This window comes from Mycobacterium ahvazicum (assembly GCF_900176255.2).
GTDB lineage: Bacteria > Actinomycetota > Actinomycetes > Mycobacteriales > Mycobacteriaceae > Mycobacterium > Mycobacterium ahvazicum.
In genome coordinates this window covers 1874628-1895328 of sequence record NZ_FXEG02000002.1, presented here as the reverse complement: position 1 = coordinate 1895328, position 20701 = coordinate 1874628, and the positions used below count along the sequence as shown (strand labels likewise).

Annotated in this window: 17 protein-coding genes; 9 read left to right on the top strand and 8 right to left on the bottom strand. The window is 63.0% G+C overall.

The features are described from left to right. Positions 1–47: 47 nt before the first annotated feature. The 8 genes from rfbF to MAAFP003_RS11205 all read left to right on the top strand — a co-directional run bounded on the left by rfbF (position 48) and on the right by MAAFP003_RS11205 (position 8778). On the top strand, positions 48–824 hold the full coding sequence (gene rfbF, locus MAAFP003_RS11240; RefSeq protein ID WP_096286926.1) for a glucose-1-phosphate cytidylyltransferase: 777 nt from the start codon (positions 48–50) through the stop codon (positions 822–824). Beyond that, entirely contained in the window at positions 815–1765 is a 951-nt protein-coding gene (locus MAAFP003_RS11235; protein WP_096286924.1) for a glycosyltransferase, read from the top strand. The genes rfbF and MAAFP003_RS11235 overlap by 10 nt, the downstream gene beginning before the upstream one ends. Further along, a complete protein-coding gene (locus MAAFP003_RS11230; protein WP_096286923.1) occupies positions 1762–3585 on the top strand; it encodes a thiamine pyrophosphate-binding protein in 1824 nt (607 codons plus the stop codon). The genes MAAFP003_RS11235 and MAAFP003_RS11230 overlap by 4 nt, the downstream gene beginning before the upstream one ends. A 94-nt stretch (positions 3586–3679) precedes the next feature. Then, positions 3680–4480, top strand: a complete 801-nt coding sequence (locus tag MAAFP003_RS11225; protein ID WP_096286921.1) for an aldolase/citrate lyase family protein — start codon at positions 3680–3682, stop codon at positions 4478–4480. 140 nt (positions 4481–4620) lie between these two features. Continuing rightward, positions 4621–5286, top strand: a complete 666-nt coding sequence (locus tag MAAFP003_RS11220) for an SDR family NAD(P)-dependent oxidoreductase (protein WP_096286919.1) — start codon at positions 4621–4623, stop codon at positions 5284–5286. Continuing rightward, positions 5277–6365 (top strand): 3-dehydroquinate synthase, encoded by a 1089-nt coding sequence (locus MAAFP003_RS11215; protein WP_243393871.1) that lies wholly within the window; start codon positions 5277–5279, stop codon positions 6363–6365. The genes MAAFP003_RS11220 and MAAFP003_RS11215 overlap by 10 nt, the downstream gene beginning before the upstream one ends. Then, on the top strand, positions 6337–7614 hold the full coding sequence (locus MAAFP003_RS11210; RefSeq protein WP_096286915.1) for an FGGY family carbohydrate kinase: 1278 nt from the start codon (positions 6337–6339) through the stop codon (positions 7612–7614). Before MAAFP003_RS11215 ends, MAAFP003_RS11210 begins: the two co-directional genes overlap by 29 nt. A gap of 426 nt (positions 7615–8040) precedes the next feature. Beyond that, positions 8041–8778, top strand: a complete 738-nt coding sequence (locus MAAFP003_RS11205) for a methyltransferase domain-containing protein (RefSeq protein WP_165796353.1) — start codon at positions 8041–8043, stop codon at positions 8776–8778. Between the two features lie 5 nt (positions 8779–8783). Here MAAFP003_RS11205 and MAAFP003_RS11200 read toward each other — a convergent pair whose 3' ends face one another. After that, entirely contained in the window at positions 8784–9725 is a 942-nt protein-coding gene (locus tag MAAFP003_RS11200; RefSeq protein WP_096286911.1) for an NAD-dependent epimerase/dehydratase family protein, read from the bottom strand. 33 nt (positions 9726–9758) lie between these two features. Continuing rightward, positions 9759–11912, bottom strand: coding sequence for an acyltransferase family protein (locus MAAFP003_RS11195; protein ID WP_096291062.1), 2154 nt, complete (start codon positions 11910–11912; stop codon positions 9759–9761). Between the two features lie 317 nt (positions 11913–12229). On the opposite strand from MAAFP003_RS11195, the gene MAAFP003_RS11190 reads away from it, so the two are divergent. Continuing rightward, positions 12230–13504, top strand: coding sequence for a glycosyltransferase (locus MAAFP003_RS11190; protein ID WP_096286909.1), 1275 nt, complete (start codon positions 12230–12232; stop codon positions 13502–13504). A 5-nt stretch (positions 13505–13509) separates the two neighbouring features. Here the strand turns inward: MAAFP003_RS11190 and MAAFP003_RS11185 are convergent, their stop codons facing one another. The 6 genes from MAAFP003_RS11185 to MAAFP003_RS11160 all read right to left on the bottom strand — a co-directional run bounded on the left by MAAFP003_RS11185 (position 13510) and on the right by MAAFP003_RS11160 (position 20558). Then, complete coding sequence (locus tag MAAFP003_RS11185) at positions 13510–14310, bottom strand: class I SAM-dependent methyltransferase (protein ID WP_207768506.1); 801 nt, start codon at positions 14308–14310, stop codon at positions 13510–13512. A 172-nt stretch (positions 14311–14482) separates the two neighbouring features. Then, positions 14483–15289, bottom strand: a complete 807-nt coding sequence (locus MAAFP003_RS11180) for a TylF/MycF/NovP-related O-methyltransferase (RefSeq protein WP_096286907.1) — start codon at positions 15287–15289, stop codon at positions 14483–14485. A 263-nt stretch (positions 15290–15552) separates the two neighbouring features. Continuing rightward, positions 15553–16830, bottom strand: coding sequence for a glycosyltransferase (locus tag MAAFP003_RS11175; protein ID WP_096286905.1), 1278 nt, complete (start codon positions 16828–16830; stop codon positions 15553–15555). A 309-nt stretch (positions 16831–17139) separates the two neighbouring features. Further along, positions 17140–18408, bottom strand: coding sequence for a glycosyltransferase (locus tag MAAFP003_RS11170; RefSeq protein WP_096286903.1), 1269 nt, complete (start codon positions 18406–18408; stop codon positions 17140–17142). A gap of 31 nt (positions 18409–18439) precedes the next feature. After that, positions 18440–19246 (bottom strand): TylF/MycF/NovP-related O-methyltransferase, encoded by an 807-nt coding sequence (locus tag MAAFP003_RS11165; RefSeq protein WP_096291060.1) that lies wholly within the window; start codon positions 19244–19246, stop codon positions 18440–18442. Between the two features lie 211 nt (positions 19247–19457). Further along, positions 19458–20558, bottom strand: coding sequence for a class I SAM-dependent methyltransferase (locus MAAFP003_RS11160; RefSeq protein ID WP_243393870.1), 1101 nt, complete (start codon positions 20556–20558; stop codon positions 19458–19460). Between the last annotated feature and the right edge of the window lie 143 nt (positions 20559–20701).

Here is a 20701-nt window from a genome sequence, read left to right as displayed (position 1 = left end):
AGCAAAACCGGTCGGGGAACGATTGCCTTGAGATTGGACAACTCCTCATGAAAGCCGTGCTTCTCGCTGGTGGTCTGGGTACCCGTATGCGGGAGGAGACCGAGTTCCGGCCCAAGCCGATGGTCGAGGTCGGCGGACGGCCGGTGCTCTGGCACATCATGAAGATCCTTGGACATCACGGCATTTCGGAGTTCGTCGTGTGCACGGGCTATAAGAGCGAGTACATCAAGAACTACTTTTCGAACTATGGGGTGTCGAACCTGGACTTCACGATCACCCTCGGTGACCAGTCGAGCATCGAATATCACGGTTCGCACGACGAATTCAACTGGCGGGTCACCGTCGCCGACACCGGCCTGAACACCATGACGGGCGGCCGGATCAAGCGCATTCAGAAGTACGTGGGCGACGAAGCGTTCCTCTGTACGTATGGCGACGGTATCGCGGATGTCGATATTCCAGCCCTGCTGGAGTTTCACAAGTCGCACGGCAAACTCGCGACCGTGACCGCGACCCAGCCGATGAGCCGGTTCGGGGTCATTGACCTCGAGCAGGACGGTGCGGTCGCCAAGTTCAGGGAGAAGCCCAAGACTGAGGACTGGATCAACATCGGCTACTTCATCTTCGAGCCGGGGGTGTTCAACTACCTCGACGGCGACGAAACCGTATTGGAGGACAAGCCGCTGCTTCGTCTGGCCGAAGACCGCCAGATCGCCGCGTTCCCGCACCGGGGGTTTTGGCAGCCAATGGATACCTTCCGAGAATCCCAGCTGCTGAACAATCTCTGGAACAGTGGGAACCCGCCGTGGAAAGTATGGGAGTAGGTGTGGGAGTGAAGAAGAAGATCGCCGTAATCGCGCCTGCCTACAACGAAAGTGATTGCGTCGAGGAGCTGGCTCGCCAGCTGGCCGCGGTCTTCGACTCCGAGCCGGAGTATGACTTCGAGGCGATCATCGTCGAAAACGGCTCGAGCGACGACACGATGGACAAGCTGCTCAGGATCCATCAGGCGGACCCGCGGTTCAAGATCGTGCAACTGGCGCGCAATTTCCGGATGGACGGCGGCCTGACGGCCGGCCTCAATATCGTCGACGCCGACGCCGTCGTGCTGATGACCGCCGATCTGCAGGATCCGCCCGAGTTCATCCCGGAGATGATCCGGGCATGGGAGCAGGGCTACGAGAACGTCTACGGGGTGGTCACCGAGCGCGGCGGCACCGGACCCATTCGCAAGATGAACTCTCAACTGTTCTATTGGCTGGCGGGCAAGCTCACCGACGACCGAATTACCAGTAATGCCAGCGACTTTCGCTTGGTCGACCGTAAGGTCTACGAAGTCGTTCGCTCGATGGAAGAGCGTAACCGCTTCGTCCGGGGACTCTTCTCATGGGTCGGGTTCAAGTCGATCGGGCTGCCGATGAAACGGGCGCCCCGTTTTGCGGGGGAATCCAAGGCCTACACCCTCAAGGTGATGGACCTGGCCGGCAAGGGCATCCTCGCCCACTCCTACGTGCCGCTGCGTCTGATCACCATGACCGGCTTTTTCCTCAGTGCCGCAGCGGCTATCGCGGTTTTCGTGCTGGCCGCGCGCTTTATCTTCTACGGCGTCCCCTTCCCCGGGTTCGGGTCGCTCATCTGCGTCATGCTGATCGGTTTCGGGGTAACCACACTGCTACTCGGGGTCGTCGGTGAATACCTCGCGCTCATATACGAAGAGGTCAAGCAACGCCCCAACTTCGTCGTCAGCCAGAAGGTTGGTATATGAGCTCTCCGCCCTCGAAATACTCGGATCAGCTGATCGACTGGCTGGTCGCCGCCGGGTATACGCACTGCTTCTTCGTGGCGGGCGGCAACAACATGCACCTGCTGAACTCGGTGCGCACGAGGGTGGAGTGCGTGCCGTTCGTGCACGAGGTCGCCGCCGCGATCGCGGTCGAATACTTCAACGCCGCTCGCGACGAGAACACCGGCCGCGCAATGGCATTGGTGACGGCCGGCCCCGGAATCACCAATGCGATCACCGGAATCGCGGGCGCGTGGCAAGAGAGCCGCGAACTGCTCATCATCGGCGGGCAGGTCAAAAGCAGCGACCTCAGCCGCGGGGCGGTGCGCCAGCGCGGCATCCAGGAGATCGACGGCGTGGAGCTGGTGCGCAGTGTCACCAAACGCGCGATCCGCATCGAACGGCCAGTCGCCCGCGAGGTAATACTCGACGCTGTGCTGGACGGGCGCACCCCCCGGCAAGGACCGGTCTTCCTGGAAGTCTGCCTCGACGCACAGGGGGCACCCGCGCTGGCGGACCAGGACGGCGGCGCCGTTCCGGCAGCGGCCGCCCTCCCCGAGGTGTCGGCGACGGATCTGGAACAAGTGCTGAGCTGGACGCGCAAGTCGGAGCGTCCTGTCGTGTTGATCGGCGGCGGGGTAAGCCGTGCGGCGGTGCGAGCTCTGAGCCAGCGGACGGAAGCCGCGGGCATCCCGTTGATGACCACCTGGCACGGAGCCGACCGGGTTCCGACCGAACACCCGATGTACGCGGGCCGCCCGAACACCTGGGGACAGCGGTCGGCCAACATCCTCCTTCAGCAGGCAGATCTGGTGATCGCGGTCGGCAGTCGGCTGGGGCTGCAGCAGACCGGTTTCGCCTGGGAAGAGTTCGTACCCGCGGGTCGGTTGGTCCAGGTCGACGTCGACGCCGCTGAACTCGAGAAGGGTCATCCGCGCGTCGATCTCGCGGTGCGCGGCGACGCCGACCGGTTTCTGTCGGCGTTCTACACCTCCGACCTCGGCGATCCCGATCGCTGGCAGGCGTGGCGGCAATTCGTCGCTTCGGTGCGCGACGAGCTGCCGCTGAACGACCCGCAGAACGTCACGGCCCCGGGATATGTAGAGCCTTACAAGTTCGCGATGCGGTTGGCCGAGGTTGCCCGGCCCGACGCCATCGTGGTGCCCTGCAGCAGCGGCGGCGCCTTCACTGTCGCGATGCAGGCCGTCCAACTGCGAGCCGACCAGAAAATCATTTCGAACAAGGCGCTGGCCAGCATGGGCTACGGGCTATCCGGGGCGATCGGCGCGGCGCTGGCCAACCCGCACCACCAGGTGTTCCTCACCGAGGGGGACGGCGGATTCGCCCAAAATCTCCAGGAGCTCGGCACGCTGGCCGCGACCGGTGCAAATGTCAAGGTCTTCGTTCTCAACAACAATGGATATGCGTCGATCCGAATGACACAACGCAACTACTTTGCAGGAGCGTGGATCGGTTGCGACGCGCAAACCGGCCTGGGTCTGCCGAGCTGGGAGGAGCTGGCCCGGGCATATCGCATCCCGTTCACCCGGCTCGACGCCGAGGCTGGATTGGACGCTCCTTCAGTCGCATCCCTGTTGGACGCGGACGGCCCGGCGCTCATCGAAGTGCCCATCGACCCGGATCAGACCTACTACCCGAAAATCACATCGGCGGTACAGGCCGACGGTTCGATGAAGTCCAACCCGCTGCACCGGATGAGTCCCGACCTTCCTCCTGAGGTGGAGAAGCGGGTGACCGTCCACCTCGGAGCCGCTATGTCGCAAGTCGCAGGCGCAAATTGAGCGCCCCGGCTGTTTTGCCCAAAATCGCCCGTTTAGCAGGACGACGCGGAATCATTCTCTGCAGATTAATGGGGCCCATACAGGGGAAGGCAACATGAACAAGACCGAACGGCAAATGGTCGACATCCTGCGCGCCGGCAAGGAAAAACACGGCGTCGTGAGTGTCAAGGCAGAGTTCGAGGCCGAAGGCACCCGAATCGACGAGCTGCTGCGCCTTGTCGACATCGCACGTTCTGCGGGTCTGCCACTAACCGTGAAAATCGGCGGGTGCGAGGCCATGCGTGACCTGTTGGAGGCCAAGCAGATCGGCGTGCGCTATATCGTCGCACCAATGGTGGAAACCGCCTACGCGCTGTCGAAGTACGTCGCGGCCAAGAACACCGTCTACGACGAGGACGAGGAACTCGACACCGATTTCCTGTTCAACCTGGAGACAATCACGGGTTACAACAACCTGGATGCCATGCTGGATCTGGCCAAGAAGAACCGCGGTGTGCACGGCATCGTCTTCGGCCGCGTGGACTTCACCGGATCGCTTGGCCAAACCCGCGATACCATCAACAGCCCCGAGATCACCCAGTATGTGACCACTGTCGCCGAGAAGGCAAAGGGCGCCGGGCTCGACCTGGTTCTCGGCGGCGCGATTTCGAGCGACACGCTGGACACCATCCGCGAGGTCGCGGCGGTACACCTGACGCGTTTTGAAACTCGCAAGGTCGTGTTCGACGGTTCGGCCGGAACCCTCGATTCCATTGGCGATGGGCTACTTAACGCCGTGCACTTCGAGTTGCTCTGGCTGCTCAACAAGCGCGACTACTACGGCCACATCACCGACGAGGACGCCAAGCGCATCGAGATGCTTGATGCGCGCTGGAAGGTTCTCAACCACCACTGAGCCCAGTCGGCACCGCCTTAGATCGCCGCTGCCGCATTTGCTACGGATAGCGTGGTGGGCACGTGCAACAAGAAGGGGACGAGCGTGACCGGTCAGGCCAGTGCCGCAGCATCGTCCTCGATCGCGGGTTCTGAAGACACGTGACGCCCACAGCTCTCGTGACCGGCGCCGCGCGGGGAATCGGCCTCGCAGTCGCTGACGCCTTGGAGGGGAAAGGAGTTCGAGTGCTGCGGCCCGGCCGTAAGGAACTCGACCTCGCAGACCCTGAATCCGTGTCTGCCTATCTGCGCGACCTCGACGAGCCAATCGACATCTTGGTGCTCAACGCAGGAATCAATTTTCCTGAACCGCTGCAGGACATTTCGATGGAGAACTGGTCAAGAACTCAACAAGTCAATGTTGGTTGCAACCTTACACTCCTGCAAGGATTGCTACCCCAAATGGCGGCTGCCGGTTACGGCAGAGTCGTCGCGGTCTCGAGCGTCTACGCCCACCGGGCTCGTGCCGGACGGGTTGCCTACAGTTCGTCGAAGGCAGCGATCGAGGAAGTAGTGCGGTCGGTTGCGGTCGAGTACGGGCTCTTCGGTGTGATCGCGAACTGTGTCGCCCCCGGGTTCGTCCTCACCGATCTGACGTACCAGAACAACGACGCACAGCAGCTCGAGGCCCTGGCCGCCCGCATCCCAGTCGGCCGACTGGCCGAGCCTGCGGAGATTGCGCGCTTCATTTGCTGGCTGGTGTCGGCCGAAAATTCCTATATCACTGGACAATCCATAGCGATCGATGGAGGTTTTCTGTGCCTGTGACCCAGGATCGGATGATCATCAAGTCTGAGCAGGGTGACTACCCGGTTGATTTCGTCGGTGATGTCACGCAAGTGGCCGCGCTCGTCGATGCCGGCCCGGAGACGTTTGTCATCATCGACGAGGTTCTGATCGAAATCTATGGCGAAGCTCTAAACGGGCTGTTGCAGTACCCCACGTATCGAGCGACGGCGGACGAAGAAACCAAAACACTTACCGGAGTGGGCCATTTCATCGACTGGCTGCTGGAGAACAAAGCGACCCGCTCGGCCCGCATCGTGGCGATCGGTGGTGGCGTCATACAGGACGTCGCGACTTTCGCGGCCCACGTCTATTACCGCGGCGTGAGCTGGACAAACGTTCCGACGACGCTGCTCAGTCAGGCGGACAGTTGCATCGGCGCGAAATCCAGTATCAACGTGTTGCCGTTGAAGAATCAGCTCGGCGTATTCCATTCGCCCAGCCACGTGGTGATCTGCTCGGAATTCCTGGCCAGCCTGCCGCAGGTTGAGCTGGACTCCGGCTATGGCGAGATCTACAAGCTTGCGCTCACCAATGACGGCGCATTCTTCGGCGACCTTGTCGAGGCTTTACAAGACGGTGGCCACCGCAATCCGCGTCTGCTGGAGATGATCCGCAAGTCGCTGGAGAGCAAGCGGCTCGTGATCGAGCAGGACGAACACGAGTCGGATCTGCGGCGCGTGCTGAACTACGGTCATAGCTTCGGACACGCGCTGGAAGCGCTGACCCATAACGAAGTTCCACACGGAATCGCGGTGATGTGGGGCATGGACCTGATCAACTTTCTCGGGATGAGGTGGGGCCTGACCAACCCGCAAACGGCCGCACGGGTACGCACCGCCCTGGCCGCCAACACCGACTACACGATCTCTGCCATTCCGTCGGCCCAGGAGCTGGTGGATACGCTCAAGCGCGACAAGAAGGTTCGTAACGGCGTCATGTACTTTTCGATACTGCATGACGAGGGCGATCTGAGGATCGTGGCGAAACCGCTTGACGAGGCACTTGTCGCTGAGGTCGCGGAATACCTGGATGACGAGCCGCTCTTCGCTGCTCGTTGACATCGGTTCGACCTACGTCAAGGTCGCGGTCCTGCGTTCAGACGAGAACATCGACGCGGAAACCAAATTCCAGTTTCCGCCGTTTTTGTCGCTCGCCGGGCCATATCGGACAGTCGACCCCGCCGTAGTGCTGGACGTGGTCGAAGGGGCCATCGCGTCCGTCCTGCCGGAGGCCGACAATCCGGACCGGATCCTGCTGAGCGGCCAGATGCACGGCTGGACGCTGACCGACAGACACAACGAGCCCCAGCTACCGCTGGCCACCTTCGGCGACAACCGCGCCCTGCGACCCGACAACGGCACATCACGCCTGGATGAGCTGCGTAACGCGTTACCCTCGCAAACCTGGCTGGCAACCGGGAACGAGCTGCGCTCGGGGCTACCGGTCGCGGGCATCTACGCGACCGATCTCTCGGCCTTCGACGGTCCCCTGCGCGTGCACAGCCTGTTGTCCTGGGTGGCCGCGTCATTGACCGGCAAACCGGCATTCGTGCAGCACACAACGGACGCCGCCGCCTCAGGAATGTTCGATCTCCACGCGGGCTCGTGGTGTGAGCAGGCCACCACATTAGTCGGCGGCAACGCACGACTCGAGCTCCCCCGCGTGTCGTCGACGCCGGAAGTGGTTGGCAAACACCGCACTTCGGGCGCAACAGTTTTTACTCCGATCGGCGACCAACAAGCCGCATTGCTCGGGGCAGGACTGCGCCACGGCGTTACCGCATTCAACATCTCAACCGGCGGTCAGGTCGCACGTCTCGCCGAAACTCATGCCGAAGACCGCTGCCAGACTCGACCGTATTTCGACGGGCTGCTACTGCACACCGTGACGCACCTTCCGGCAGGACGGGCGCTGACGCACGGTGTCGAGTTGCTGTCACGTCTCCAGGGCGACGACGCCTGGGCGTGGGCCATGCAAGCCGCCGCCGAGCCCGTGAACCATTCGCTCCCCCAGGCGCACCCGACATTCCACGACCAGAACGGTGGCGGGTGGTCAGGCATCACCGATGCCCACACCGCCGAAGACCTGCTGCGCGCGCTCGTGTCGGCGATCGCCGCGCCGTATGTCGACTCGGCTCCGAACGTCGGATTCTCACCGACCGACCAACTCCTCTTCTGCGGCGGCGTCGCCCAGCGTTTCACGCCGCTGCCAACGGCGATCCAGTCGGCACTGGATCGTCCCGCTACGGTCGCACCCGATGGTGACATGGCTCTGCGCGGACTCGCCGTGGTGGCGAATCGCCTTTAGGGGCCACGCAATCGAAATTAGCCGGACAGTCCGTCCGGCAAACATTCGGGACGGGCTGGCGCCGCGATGAGCGGCGGCTTGTCTGGTTAAGGGCAACTGTAACGCGATCCTTCGCGAAATAGCCTACAGGATAGGCGATTACAAATATTTGCGACGGCGTGAAATTCAACCGCGGCATCGGGGTTTCACCTAGCAGCAGAAGGGTACGAATCCACTTGCCGTTAGGGGGTTTCAAAATACATGCACCAGGCCTGTCCGATCTGCCTAGGACCGGGAGCCATGGAGGCGTACGGCCGAATTGCGCCGTTCATTTCCCAGCTCCGCGGCGATCGGCATGACCCACCTCGCGATACGGCTCTTCGCCGCTGCGGCAACTGCGATTTGGTCTACTTCTCCCATCGCTTTGACGCCGACACTCTCGATGCCATGTATTCCGGCTACCGTGACGAGCGCTATCTGTCGATCCGGCGCGGCTGGGAGCCCTGGTACTCCCGCAGGGTGAACTTCGCAACGAAGGCCGGCTCCGACGCCGCCGCCGAACGCACCGAGTTCATGACCGAAGTTGTTGCGGCTCATACCGATATCGACGACCTACGCAATATCGTCGACGTTGGGGGTGACGAGGGTCAGTTCTTTCCCGCCGGCTATGCGGGCAGCAAGTATGTCATCGAAGTCTCGGGGAAAAACCTGGTCGAGGGTGTACAGGCCGCGTCAACGCTCGACGAGCTTCCCGACAGCCCTCACCTGGTGGTCGCAGCTCACCTTCTCGAACACCTCGTTGACCCGCTGGCACTGGTCGCCGAGGTTCGGTCGGCGGTCGCCGACGACGGGCTCTTCTACGTCGAGGTGCCACTCGACCGGCCGAAAGTGCACCCATGGCATGCCGGGCCACGTTACCGTCGGTTCCTGAATTGGGTTTCCGTCACCCGTTTCAGCTGGATCGCTGCTGATTTCGCGACCGGCGTCGCGCGCAACCTCGGCCGGAGCGTGCCACGGCTAGGGACCGTCAAGCAGAGCGAACACATCAACTACTTCTCGACGCGATCTCTACGAACGTTGCTGGCCCGTGGTGGTTTTCGGGTAGTAGGGACCGCCTCCGACCCGACAGCGAGCGTCGGTGGTTTGCGAATGGGCCGGCTGGGAGCCCTTGCGGTTCCCGTGTGATGTGATCACACCTGGGCTAGCACCCCGCGGGCCGTGAGCTCGATTTGACCGTCAAGCGACACGCTGGTGAATTGCCAATTCCTGCAATGGCTTTCCCAGTCGTGTCCGTCTGAGTGGTATCGATCCGGATCGCCGACATCGACCGCGTCACGGCTTATTGCGGCCTCCGGACGCACCACGTGAGCGACCCGGCTGGCCAACTCTGCCATCTCGACCAGTTCTCCGCCAGTGTCGATCGTGCATGACCCAACGCCGCCCTCGGCGATACCTAACGCCAACAGCTCCTCGGCAAGGACGTAGCGGCGAAAAACCGGACGACGTGCGGTAATTCGGATCGCACCCGTGTGAGCCGCCTGGATCATCGAACCCAACGCGTAGTTCTGCGGACTCTGTACGTGGGCGCCCGAGATGCTCCAGGCACGAGCGATCACGGATGCGACCCCACTGTCGGCCGCGGCCTGGGCCAGGCGCTGCTCGGCCTCGCGTTTGAGGTAGCCGTACGGATTGTCCTCGACCTGCCCGTTGAGAGCGTCGTGGGGATAGACCGCCGCTCCGCTTGAGACGGTGAGTGCCAGACGCACGCCGGGCAGCTGCGTCGCGTAGACCATTCGCTCGGTCAGGCCGCGGTTGACGCCTACGTATTCGCCGAGCGGCATGCCCGCCACCCTGTCGCGGGTCAGAAAGGCGCAATCCAGCACGACGGTCGGCGCGAAGGAGGCAACCTCATCGGGGTCCCACCCTCGGCACTCGATATCGCGTCCACCGACCCGGATGACCCTCGGCCGGCTCGCCAGGGCGAGGGTGGGCAGGCCCAGCGGGGCCAGCAGGTCGAGTGCGGTGCGCCCCAGCCAGCCCGACGCGCCGGTGACGAGTACCCGGTCTTCTCCGAGCGCCCGAGCCGCCAGGTCACGCGCATCGGCACTCACCAAGTCGGTCGAAGGACTCATGGCAGGAAGCCTAGGCAGCCCGGCCCGCTGCGGTCAGTTATGTACCAGGGTGCGGTCGGCCAGCAAACCCATAACGGGCGCGAGCTGCCGGGCGTATTCGTAACTCAAGTGCACCTCATCGAGGTACACCAATGTGTCGCCCACAATGACCGGGCAGCGCTCGGTGGTGCAGAACAACGGTGTGAGGTCGACGTATTGCCCGCCGGCGGCTCTGGTCGCGGTGGCCTCGGCCGCGATACCGACGTCGTCGACGGCCACCGACCGTGACCGACCGCATGCTGTCGCATCGTCCAGATGACCCGATAGGCAGACCGGCACCTTCGACTGCGGATCGGGGATCGGCCCGAGTACCAACACCTCCGCACCCGTACCGCGCAATTCTTGGACGAGGCGGGTCAGACCGCCGATCCACGCCGAGTCGTATGCCGTGAATCCTTGGTCTCGATAAGTACGCGAGATGCTCAGCGCGATCAATCGCGGGCGTTCGGCCTGCAGCCGGCTGAGGATCCGACCGCGCCACTGTTCGCACTCGGTGTACTCCCGTCGCAAGTGCGGGGTGGTGAGGCGCAGATCAAACAGTGGGCATCCGACCTTGTCCAGGCTCTCCAGCCGCCAGCGCCGCTCGCGGGCGACTTCCTCGAACGCGGGAGTCCACATCGCGGCGTTCGAGTCGCCGACGAGGGCCAGCGTCGTCCGCGACGCGGTGTCACCGGACGCGCACTCCGGTTGGTCGGCGGAGAAGAAGTCCCGCATGCAGGCTCTGCCGAACATCGCCGATTGTTCGGCAGTCGCATCGCCTAGCGGCGGTTGCAGATTCGACGGTACGGCCCGCACGTTTGCCGAGGCCGCGACCGCGGCCTGGACTTGCGCGAACGCCTGGTGCACGGCCTCGTCGTACAGTTCGACGCTTCGGCTCCCGGTGGGCGGGGTCACCGTTACCGCGAGTGTGGGCGCCGCCGGACCGCGACCGATCGGCAGCGGCACCGATACCAGCAGCACGAAGCTCACGCCTACCGCTACCGCGGTGGCTGCGCCACCGACCGCGAGACTACGTCCGGCAGAGCGGTTCACCGCGGGCGAGAATCGGAGGGGGTTCTCGATGAAGCGCAGGGTGAGCGCGGCCAGGCCGGCGGAGACGACGACTGTCACCAGCCTGCCCGTCAGCCCAAGCGGATGACCGAGTAGCGGCGCAGCGAGCAGCAGCACCGGCCAGTGCCACAGATACCACGAGTAAGACACCCGGCCGATCGCTCGCATCGGCGCCAGCGACAGCAACCGCCCGGCTCCCTGGGTGGACGTGGCACATCCCGCACCGATGACCAGCGCCGTGCCGAGCACGGGGACAAGGGTGGCGATACCCGGATACTGTGTGGTCGAGCTCAAGAAAACGCAGGTCAGCAGCACTGCGGCCAACCCGATCCATCCCGCGGCCGCGGCAGCCAGTGGCGGCAGGCGGCGCCACTGGGTGGCCGTCAGGGCCACCAGCCCTCCGGCGGCCAATTCCCATGCCCGGGTGGGCATCAAGAAGAACCCCGCGGGCGGCCATGCGCGAGTGACCAAGACCGCCGCCGCGAACGAGACCACCCCGATCAGCGCAAGAACGACCAGATAGGTCTTCGGCGAAACGGCGCTGTCCCCTGTGCGCCGGCGCGCCCGGCGGATCACCCACGCGACGCCGAGCATGATGGCCGGCCACACGAAATAGACCTGCTCTTCCACACCCAGCGACCAGTAGTGCAGGAAGGGCGACGCATTGGCGCTATCGGAAAAGTAGTCGGTGGCCTCGAGAAAGAACCAGCAGTTGCCCACGTAGAGCGCGCTGGTGATGCCGTCCAGGAGAACGGGCTGGACAAGCAAAGAGGGCAGCAATAGGAACGACGCGATCGCGGTGACGACACCCACCGTCGCCGACGCCGGCAGCAATCGACGGGCGCGTGCCCCATAAAAGCGGCGCAGCCGGATAGTCCCGGCAGTGCTCACCTCGCGCCAAAGCAGCCCGGTGATAAGGAAACCCGAGATAACAAAGAAGACGTCGACGCCGATGAAGCCACCACCGACTCCGGGCACACTGGCATGAAAAAGGACGACTCCCAACACCGCGACGGCACGCAAACCCTCGATATCCGGGCGAAACTTGGTGTGCCCCAGCGGCGAACCAGCATCACCATCCGGTGCTGCTGACGCGATGCTGTGGTATTGAGAGAATCTCTGACTCTGCTGGGAAGAATTCGTCGCCGACGGCTCCGTCAAGGAGTCAATCCCTTCTTCCTCCCCCGTTCAACCTGTACTCGCTTACCAGATTCAGGCCGCCATACAACGACGAACTGCAGAACATCAACACCTTACTCGAATTCAACCGGTGGGTATCTCATTACGAAAAGAGCCTTCGGCGCTTGACCGAAAGGCCTCGGTGGATTCAGTCGACATCGAATGATGTCATCCGGCGCCCCGCCACCGACACCCGGACGGCGCCGACCCACGACATCTGAAAGGCTTGGCTCCTGATGAAGTTTGTCCTGGCGAGCTATGGAACGCGCGGCGACGTCGAGCCGTCCGCTGCCGTGGGCCGCGAACTGCAGCGCCGAGGACACGAGGTGGCCCTGGCGGTCCCGCCGGGACTACTGGAATTCACCGAGCACGCGGGGCTGGCGGCCGTGGCGTACGGACCGCCGATAGAGGAATTCCTGGACGAGGATTTCCTGCGCAACATGTGGACGGACTTCTTCCGCAGCGCGTGGACGATCACCGGACCGAGCAATGTGGTGCGCAAGGTCTGGGAGCCCATCATTGTGCATTGGGCCGAGGTGAGTTCGACGCTGATGTCGCTGGCCGACGGGGCCGACTTGCTGTCCACCGGCATCAATTTCGAGCAGGCTGCCGCCAACGTTGCCGAGCACTACGACATTCCGTTGGCCACCCTGCATCACTTTCCGATGCGGGCCAACGGCCAACTGGTACCGACCATGCCGGCGCCGCTGGTGCGCTCCTCGATGACGGCGATCGAATGGCTGTTTTGGCGTGCGACGAAGAAGGTCGAGGACGAGCAGCGCCGCGCACTGGGGCTGCCGAACGCGACGGCTCGCTCACAGCGACGCATCGCCGACCGGGGATCCCTGGAGATCCAGGGCTACGACGAGGTGTGCTATCCAGGGCTCGCCGCCGAGTGGGCGAAATGGGACGGCCGAAGACCCTTTGTCGGTGCGCTGACAATGGAATTGGCCACCGATGCCGACGAAGGGGTCACGTCGTGGATCGCGGGGGGAACGCCCCCGATCTGCTTCAGCTCGGGCAGCATCCCGGTCGAATCTCCGACCGAACTGGTGGAGATGATCGGCACGACGTGCGCGGAGTTGGGTGAGCGAGCATTGGTGTGTTTCGGTGGCACCGACTTCACCGACGTGCCGCGCCCCGACCACGTCAAGCTGGTGGGCCCGGTCAACTACGCCACGATCTTCCCGGCCTGCCGCGCAGTGGTTCACCACGGCGGCTCGGGCACCACTGCCGCGAGCATGCGCGCAGGGATTCCCACGCTGATCCTGTGGAGCTCGGCCGATCAGCCGTACTGGGGAGCCCAGGTGAAACGGCTGAAGGTCGGTGCTGCACGGCGCTTTTCGTCGGCCACGCAGGAGACGCTGATCGCGGATCTGCGCGAGATTCTGGCGCCGCAATACGCCACCCGCGCCCGCGAACTCGCGACCCGAATGTCCAGACCCGCCGAAAGCGTCGGCCGCGCTGCCGATCTTCTAGAAGATGCCGCGCGCAGAAATGCGTCCGCCTGAGCGCGTCACCGTGCCGGCTTGATCAGCAGGCCCTGACCGGTGGGCAGCGCACAGATCACCACCCCGAATTCTGCCGCCAAGGCATCCATCGCGGCACGCTGCTCGTCGCGCCCCCGATTCGCGTAGTCGTCGAGGAGCACGAAGGCACCCGGCGTCAGCCGCGGCCAGAAATGGCGCAGCGCCGCGACTTCTGGTGGCGCACAGTTCATGTCGATATGTAGGTAGGCAATCGTCTGCGCTTCGACTTGGTCGAGAGTTTCCGGAACCGCACCGACGATGATGCGCTGGTTTTTCCACTGGGCGAAATTGGCGCGGACACCCTCGACTCCGCTGACGTACATCCCATTGCGCAGCTTCAACTGACTTCGCTCATACTCGCCCGATTCGCGTTCCGCCTCTGTGACGAACCGCGAATCGATTCCGGCGAAGGTGTCGAGCAGATAGAACGTCTTGCCCAGGCTGTCCCAGTCGAGGTACTCCATGATGGCACTGCTCAAGAACCCATAGCTGACGCCACACTCGACGAAATCGCCGTCCAGCAGACTCGCGCTCTTGGCCGCCCAGAGCCCGACGTGCACCCGCCACTGCCACTGATACCAGTCCTGGTCGGGCAGGGCGCGAGCGCCACGTTTATAGGCGCGCTGGAACGCGGGGTCGTCCAGGAAAGCGTCGTTGTGGAAGCTGAGTAGGCCGTCGCTCGCATAAACATCGGGCAGTACCTTGCGTGCCAGCCAATACTCACCGCGCACCCACCACATCAGCAGGCGAGTCTTGACGTCTAGACCGTTTGCCACGGCGGCAACCATAACATTGGCGCCGACCCCGTCTCCGGCGAATGGGATGGGTTCACCGGCAACTTAGTTGGCCGATTGCGTTGCACAGGATAACGCAAACACGTTCTTAGGCATGGGCTTACAGCGAACGGTGATGCCGTTCGCTGATTGGGAAGCCGGATTCAGACTTAAGGCCGTGTGGTGGTTATGGCTTGCGCCACAGCACACCGGTGCCGTCGATTTCCTCGATTTCGGCGGTTATTCCGTGCTTCTCGCGGTAGTCGGCCACCGCTTGCTCGCACGCTTTCAGGGCGTGGTAGTCGTCGATGATGCAATAGCCGCCCGACGACAGACGTGGGTAGAGCGCGTCGAGGGCCTGAATCGTCGACTCGTACAGATCGCCGTCGAGCCTTAGCACCGCGATATGCTCGATCGGGGCATCGGCCAACGTGTCCTTGAACCAGCCCGGGACAAAATCGACCTGCTCGTCGAGCAACCCATAGCGTTCGAAATTCGCCTTGACCTGCTCCTGCGAGACTCCGAGGATGCTCGCATGCCGGTGCAACTTAATCCCTTTATCGGCTTGGTAATTCGCCGTATCCGGCGGAGGTACGCCGGCAAACGAATCGCATAGCCAAACCTTGCGCGTCCGATCTCCGTAAGCCGACAGAACCGCGCGCATTAAGATCGAAGCGCCGCCACGCCATACGCCGCACTCGACCAGATCGCCGGGAACGCCATCGGCCAGCACTGTCTCGACACACTTCTGCAAGCTGGTGAGTCGCTGCATACCGATCATCGTCAACGCGTCCGCCGGCCAGTCCAGGCCCCGGTCCCGCGCATAGGCGTTGAACGGGTATTTACGCACCAACATGAAGTTGCGGGCGTTGAAAAGTGGCCGTCCCAGCCGGTACCACCCGACCGGCACCAATTCATCCTGACCATATCGGGTGAGGTCACGACGGAGCAGGTCAAGGTACGCCGACCGTGCGTCGGTTTCAGTCACGGTCAAAACGGCCCTCTCCTCGCATACCACTACTCCCAATCATGGAGCCTAGACGCCCTTCGACGTCACCAACGCGTGCCACAGTCTTCCGTCAACTCCCCCGCTCGACCGGTCCGATCCCCGACATGGGTCCGAGACCGTACTAACCCCCACAGCATGTTAACTGAGTACCCTGCGCCTGACCGCTGAATCGACATGCTGAAGTGCGAAATCGGGTGACTACCCGAACGCGCCCGGCATCGCGGTAGCCGTACAGAAGTTCCTGTCGATCACGCAAAACGGCCCGAATGGGCGAAGCTTTCCAGCAGATCTGCGGCGCGCGTGACACTGTCCTCGGCCGACGTCATGTGGGTTGCGAGTGCCCGCGCCTTGGCAGCGCATTCCGGCGTGAGGATCTGCCGCAAGTCCTCGATCAGCGTGTCCTTCGTGGTCAGCGAAAACTTGCGGGCGGCACCCACTTTCAGGCGTCTGAGGTGGCCGCCCCAGAACGGCTGATCGCCTGCAGTCCACAGGATCAGCGTGGGAATCCCGGCGCGCAGGCCCGCGGCCGTTGTGCCCGAGCCACCGTGATGCACCACCGCACGGCAGCTGGGGAAGACTTTCGCGTAATTCACCGCGCCGACCACCTTGACGTGATCGAAATGCGGCACCTCGCTGAAGTCTGCCCAACCGGCGCAGATCAGCGCGCGCTCGCCCAACTGCTCGCAGGCCGCGGCGATCATCTCGACGGTGTCGGCCGGGGTTTCGCTGACCGGCATGCTGCCGAAGCCAAAGCAGATCGGCGGTGTTCCGGCGTTCGCCCACGCCACGACATCGTCGTCGATATCTGTGGTGAGTCCCATCGTCAGGGCTCCGACAAACGGGCGGCGGTCGCCCCATTTCGCCCATTCGGCGGCCAGCCCGGGAAAGCACACCTGGTCGTAGGCCTGCAGTTCCAATGAGCCGCGTTGGGCGATCCGCTTCGGCGAGGCGCAGGTGGTTTTCGGCAGGCCGAGCTTGCGGCGCTGGGCGTCCTCCGCCTTCTTGTTCATCCGCCAGACCATCCAGTCATACGCGGCCATACCGGTGCGTACCAGCGGCGCCGGCAGGTTCGGGATGAGCTGCCCATTAGGCCGCATCGGGATGTAATGCAGCACCGCCAACGGGATGTCGTAGTACTCCGCGACGTTAGTCGCGAGGTCCTGGTACAGCTGGCCGGTGAACAGCACGTCGGCCCCGGCCGTCAGCGCCGTCAGGGTCTCGCTCATATCCGTCCAGGACCGCAGCACGGGCTCCCAGGCTTCGCGCACCAAGTCGATCGGACCCTTGACCGTCCAGAACGTGCGACGGAACCTCGACCAGAAATTGCGCAGGAACTCGTCGTCCCAGAACGCCTGCATATCCGGTCCGTAGGCGACCGCGTCAAGTCCGGCCGTCTCGGCCAGCCCAAGGAGATTGGGCGGGATCGCCATGCGAACTTCGTGGCCTCTGCGCAACAGTTCGCGCCCAGCGGCCAGCGAGGGCTCGACATCCCCCCGGGTTCCATAACATGCCAGAGCAAATTTCATCGCGAGGCTAGACCTATCACTTCCTGTCGACCTAGGCAAGCCCAGGCGACCGCGTTTACTCCTGGTTCACGTCGGCTTTTGGCTGTCCCGATCAGCCGCAAATTCGCCGTCACCGCGAACGCGTCAGCGTTCGTCGATAGTGAGTTCTGGTCGACCATCAGACAGTGTGATCGGAAGGCTAATCGTCGTCGGCAAACTTGATATCCAACGACGTTACGCGACGGCGGATGTGAGCGCTGAAAAGAAAAACTGACGAACGGAGCAGGACATTGGGGATTGATCCCGCGCAATTCGCGGTTCCATTCCGGATTACGCAAGGTGCTTCGCGCGGGCAAAGTTTTCCACCAGATCTGCGGCAGCGCTGACGCTGTCGGCGGGTTTGGTCATCCGGGTGGCCAGCTCGCGGGCTCTCGTCGCGTATTCCGGGTCGAGGATGCGGCGCAGATCCGCGACCAGCGATTCGCGGTTGGTGCTCGAGAAACGCCGGGTGGTCCCCACTTTCAGTTTTTTGAGTTGGGACCCCCAGATTGTTTGGTTGGGGTCCATCGACAGAATCAACGTGGGAACGCCCGCCCGCATGCTTGCCGCCGTGGTGCCGGAGCCGCCGTGGTGCACGACGGCGCGGCAGGCGGGAAAAACCTTCGCGTAGTTCACCGCGCCCACCACCTTGACGTGATCGGGAAGGGCAACGCCGCTGAAGTCACTCCAGCCGGCGCACACCAGTGCCCGCTCGCCCAACTCCGCGCAAGCCGAACTGATCATCTCGATCGTGTCGGCCGGGGATTCCACTGCCATGCTGCCGAAACCAAAGCAGACAGGCGGTGTGCCCGCGGCGATCCAGGACACCACCTCGTCGTCGACCTCGGTCGTCAGCTCCATCGTCAGCGTGCCGACAAACGGGCGCTGGCCGTTCCACTTAGCCCATTCGTCCGCCAGCCCGGGAAAGCAAGCCTCGTCGTAGGCCTGGATTTCCAGGGATTGGCGCCGGGCGATGCGACCCGGTGAAGGTCCGGTTGCCTTGGGCAGTCCGAGTTCACGGCGCTGCGCGTCCTCGACCTTCTTGTTCAGCCGCCAGCAGAACCAGTCGAACGCCGTCATCGAGTAGCGGGCCAGCGGCGGCGGCAGGAACGATACGACCTGGCCGTTGGGCCGCATCGGGACATGATGCAACGTCACCAACGGAAGGTCGTGGTACTCCGCGACGTTGGCGGCGGTCTCCTGGTAACTCAACCCGGCGAACAACAGGTCGGCGCCCTCGGCCAGCGACACCAGCGTCGTGTTCATTTGGGTCCAGCACTCGTCGCTGAGCTCCCACATCTCGTGCCACAGTCGTCTCAGCTGTCGGACCCGCCAGAACCTGCTGAAAAAGGACGTCCACAGATTGCGGTACACGTCCAGCCAAGTCCGCGTGTCCAGCCCGTAGGAGACCGCGGGAAGACCGGCCGTCTCGACGAATTCCATCAGGTCAGGCGCGACGGCCATTTGCACATCGTGGCCTCGGCGCTGCAGTTCGCGAGCGACAACGAGGGAGGGCTCGACATCGCCTCGCGTTCCGTAATTCGCCAGCACGAATTTCATTGCGAAATCAGGCCTTTGGGTTTGTGTGGCGTTATGGCTTGCGCCAAAGCACGCCGGTGCCGTCGATTTCTTCGATCTTGGCGGATATCCCATGCTTCTCGCGGTAGTCGGCCACCGCCTGCTCGCACGCTTTGAGGGCGTGGTAGTCGTCGATGATGCAATAGCCGCCGGACGACAAGCGCGGATAAAGGGCGTCGAGAGCCTGAATCGTCGATTCATACAGATCGCCGTCCAGCCGCAACACCGAAATCTGCTCGATCGGAGCGTCGGCCAACGTGTCCTTGAACCAGCCGGGGATAAACCGGACCTGATCATCGAGCAAACCATAACGCTCGAAATTCGCTCTGACCTCCGCCTCCGGAACGCCCAGGATCTTCGCGTGGCGGTGCAGCTTGATCCCTTTGTCAGCCTTATAGTTCACGGTGTCCGGGGGCGGTACACCGGCGAACGAATCACACAGCCACACCCTGCGGCTCCGATCGCCGTACGCCGAAAGAACCGCACGCATCAAGATCGAAGCGCCACCGCGCCACACGCCGCACTCGACCAGGTCGCCGGGAACCCCATCGGCGAGCACCGTCTCGACGCAATGCTGCAGGCTGGTCAGCCGCTGCATGCCGATCATCGTCAAGGCGTCCGTCGGCCAATCCAGGCCGAGGTCCCGCGCATGCTTGTCGAACGGATATTTGCGCACCAGCATGAAATTGCGGTTACTGAATACCGGCCGGCCCAGGCGGTACCACCCGACCGGCACGAGCTGATCCTGGCCGTACCGGGTGAGGTCGCGGCGGAGCAGGTCGAGATACGCCGATCGCGAATCGCATTCAGTCGCGGTCAAATCTGCCCCCAATTTCCCATACCTCTAACTCCCATGTGTCAACCGGTTGTTCAGCCTAGACGCCCACCGACGGCGCCAACGCGTTTCGCGGTTTTCCCGCAAGCCGCCGAGGCGAAACCAGCCATCACGGAGGCGGTCGCAACCTCGGCGTCCACGCCCCCAGCTAACGTGCGCCGCAGCGTATGGAGTCTACCGTCAATCGCCGGTCAAACTAGCGCGTCCGCTCGAGCTTGCCCAGACCGGTGATCTCGAGACTGACCGACTTCCGCGACCCGGCCGCGCCGAGCAGGAAAATCACGTCGCTGATCGGAGCACCGAACCAAAATCGCCAAAACGGCTTTCGCAAGAACTTCACGGCGAAGCTGCCCTCGCCGATCAGCCAATACACCGGTATTGCGACCATGCGGTAGAAGATGCGTTTCCAACGGGCAGTGACCATCTCGAGATTCATCTCCATCATCTCGAGACCCCAGGCCCGGTATTGCCATTCCAGCTCGTAGCGAGACTGAAACTCGAAGAACGCCCGCATTTCGCCGTTGGTGACGAGGTACTCGTCGAAGACGAGGATCGACCCAGGAACGAAGTGTTCCTTGCACGTCTCCAGCGCGTGCAGGCAACTCTCATAGGTGTCCAGATCCATATGAAAGAGCCTGATCGGCGCATTTGGCCGATCGGCCAGAAACGGCGCGAGCGTGTCGTAGGTGCTGCCCTTGATGAACTGGACTTTACGGCCGAGGGCGTCGGGCACGCCGTCGTGGAAAGTGACGCCGGTGTCTTGCATGAACCGTTGCGCAAACGGATCCGACAAGGAGAACGTTCCGCGCTTGACGACATGGTCCTCGAGTTTCCAGTCCTCAACCAGACCCTCGAAGCTGTCGAAGCCGTAAACCATTCGGTCGCTGGCATCGGATATCAGCCTCGTCGACCAGCCGATCCAGACGCCGAGGTCGAGGATCAGTTCGTCGGAGTCGCCCAGGGCCGGCCCGGCCAAGCCGGACGCCTCATACAGCAACGTGTGAGTTCGAATTCGGCGCGGCCGCAAATCTGCCATGGTCTGGCGAACGAAATCACCGTAGGCGTCGTCATAAATCCTGGTGTCCCGGGCGTATAAATTCGGAATGTAGCGATCCCGTCCCGGGCGAATGATGCGCGCACCTACCAGCAACACCAGAAGCACACCGAGAGGGATGAGGAGAGCCGGCACGAAATAGCATGCCGCAGCTACGACGAGCGCCGTGCCAAGGAGCAAAGCTTTCCACAGACGATGAACAGCCGTCCGCTCCACGTCTGCCCTTCCGACCACAACGCCCACCGGTTCACCTCCCTGTTCTGGCTAGACTAAGGCGAATCACTCCAAGTTATTGAATGAACCACACGATTGCCTGTAAGTCACCACGAGCCGCGTAGCTAACCCGACGCCGCCGCGTCCAAGCCAACCGGCTGGCCTGACCTTTG

What these genes read in the sequence shown, in the direction of transcription:
- rfbF (WP_096286926.1), top strand. Translation starts at nt 48, where the DNA reads ATGAAAGCCGTGCTTCTCGCTGGTGGTCTGGGTACCCGTATGCGGGAG.
- MAAFP003_RS11235 (WP_096286924.1), top strand. Translation starts at nt 815, where the DNA reads ATGGGAGTAGGTGTGGGAGTGAAGAAGAAGATCGCCGTAATCGCGCCT.
- MAAFP003_RS11230 (WP_096286923.1), top strand. Translation starts at nt 1,762, where the DNA reads ATGAGCTCTCCGCCCTCGAAATACTCGGATCAGCTGATCGACTGGCTG.
- MAAFP003_RS11225 (WP_096286921.1), top strand. Translation starts at nt 3,680, where the DNA reads ATGAACAAGACCGAACGGCAAATGGTCGACATCCTGCGCGCCGGCAAG.
- MAAFP003_RS11210 (WP_096286915.1), top strand. Translation starts at nt 6,337, where the DNA reads ATGACGAGCCGCTCTTCGCTGCTCGTTGACATCGGTTCGACCTACGTC.
- MAAFP003_RS11205 (WP_165796353.1), top strand. Translation starts at nt 8,041, where the DNA reads ATGTATTCCGGCTACCGTGACGAGCGCTATCTGTCGATCCGGCGCGGC.
- MAAFP003_RS11200 (WP_096286911.1), bottom strand. Translation starts at nt 9,725, where the DNA reads ATGAGTCCTTCGACCGACTTGGTGAGTGCCGATGCGCGTGACCTGGCG.
- MAAFP003_RS11190 (WP_096286909.1), top strand. Translation starts at nt 12,230, where the DNA reads ATGAAGTTTGTCCTGGCGAGCTATGGAACGCGCGGCGACGTCGAGCCG.
- MAAFP003_RS11185 (WP_207768506.1), bottom strand. Translation starts at nt 14,310, where the DNA reads ATGGTTGCCGCCGTGGCAAACGGTCTAGACGTCAAGACTCGCCTGCTG.
- MAAFP003_RS11175 (WP_096286905.1), bottom strand. Translation starts at nt 16,830, where the DNA reads ATGAAATTTGCTCTGGCATGTTATGGAACCCGGGGGGATGTCGAGCCC.
- MAAFP003_RS11170 (WP_096286903.1), bottom strand. Translation starts at nt 18,408, where the DNA reads ATGAAATTCGTGCTGGCGAATTACGGAACGCGAGGCGATGTCGAGCCC.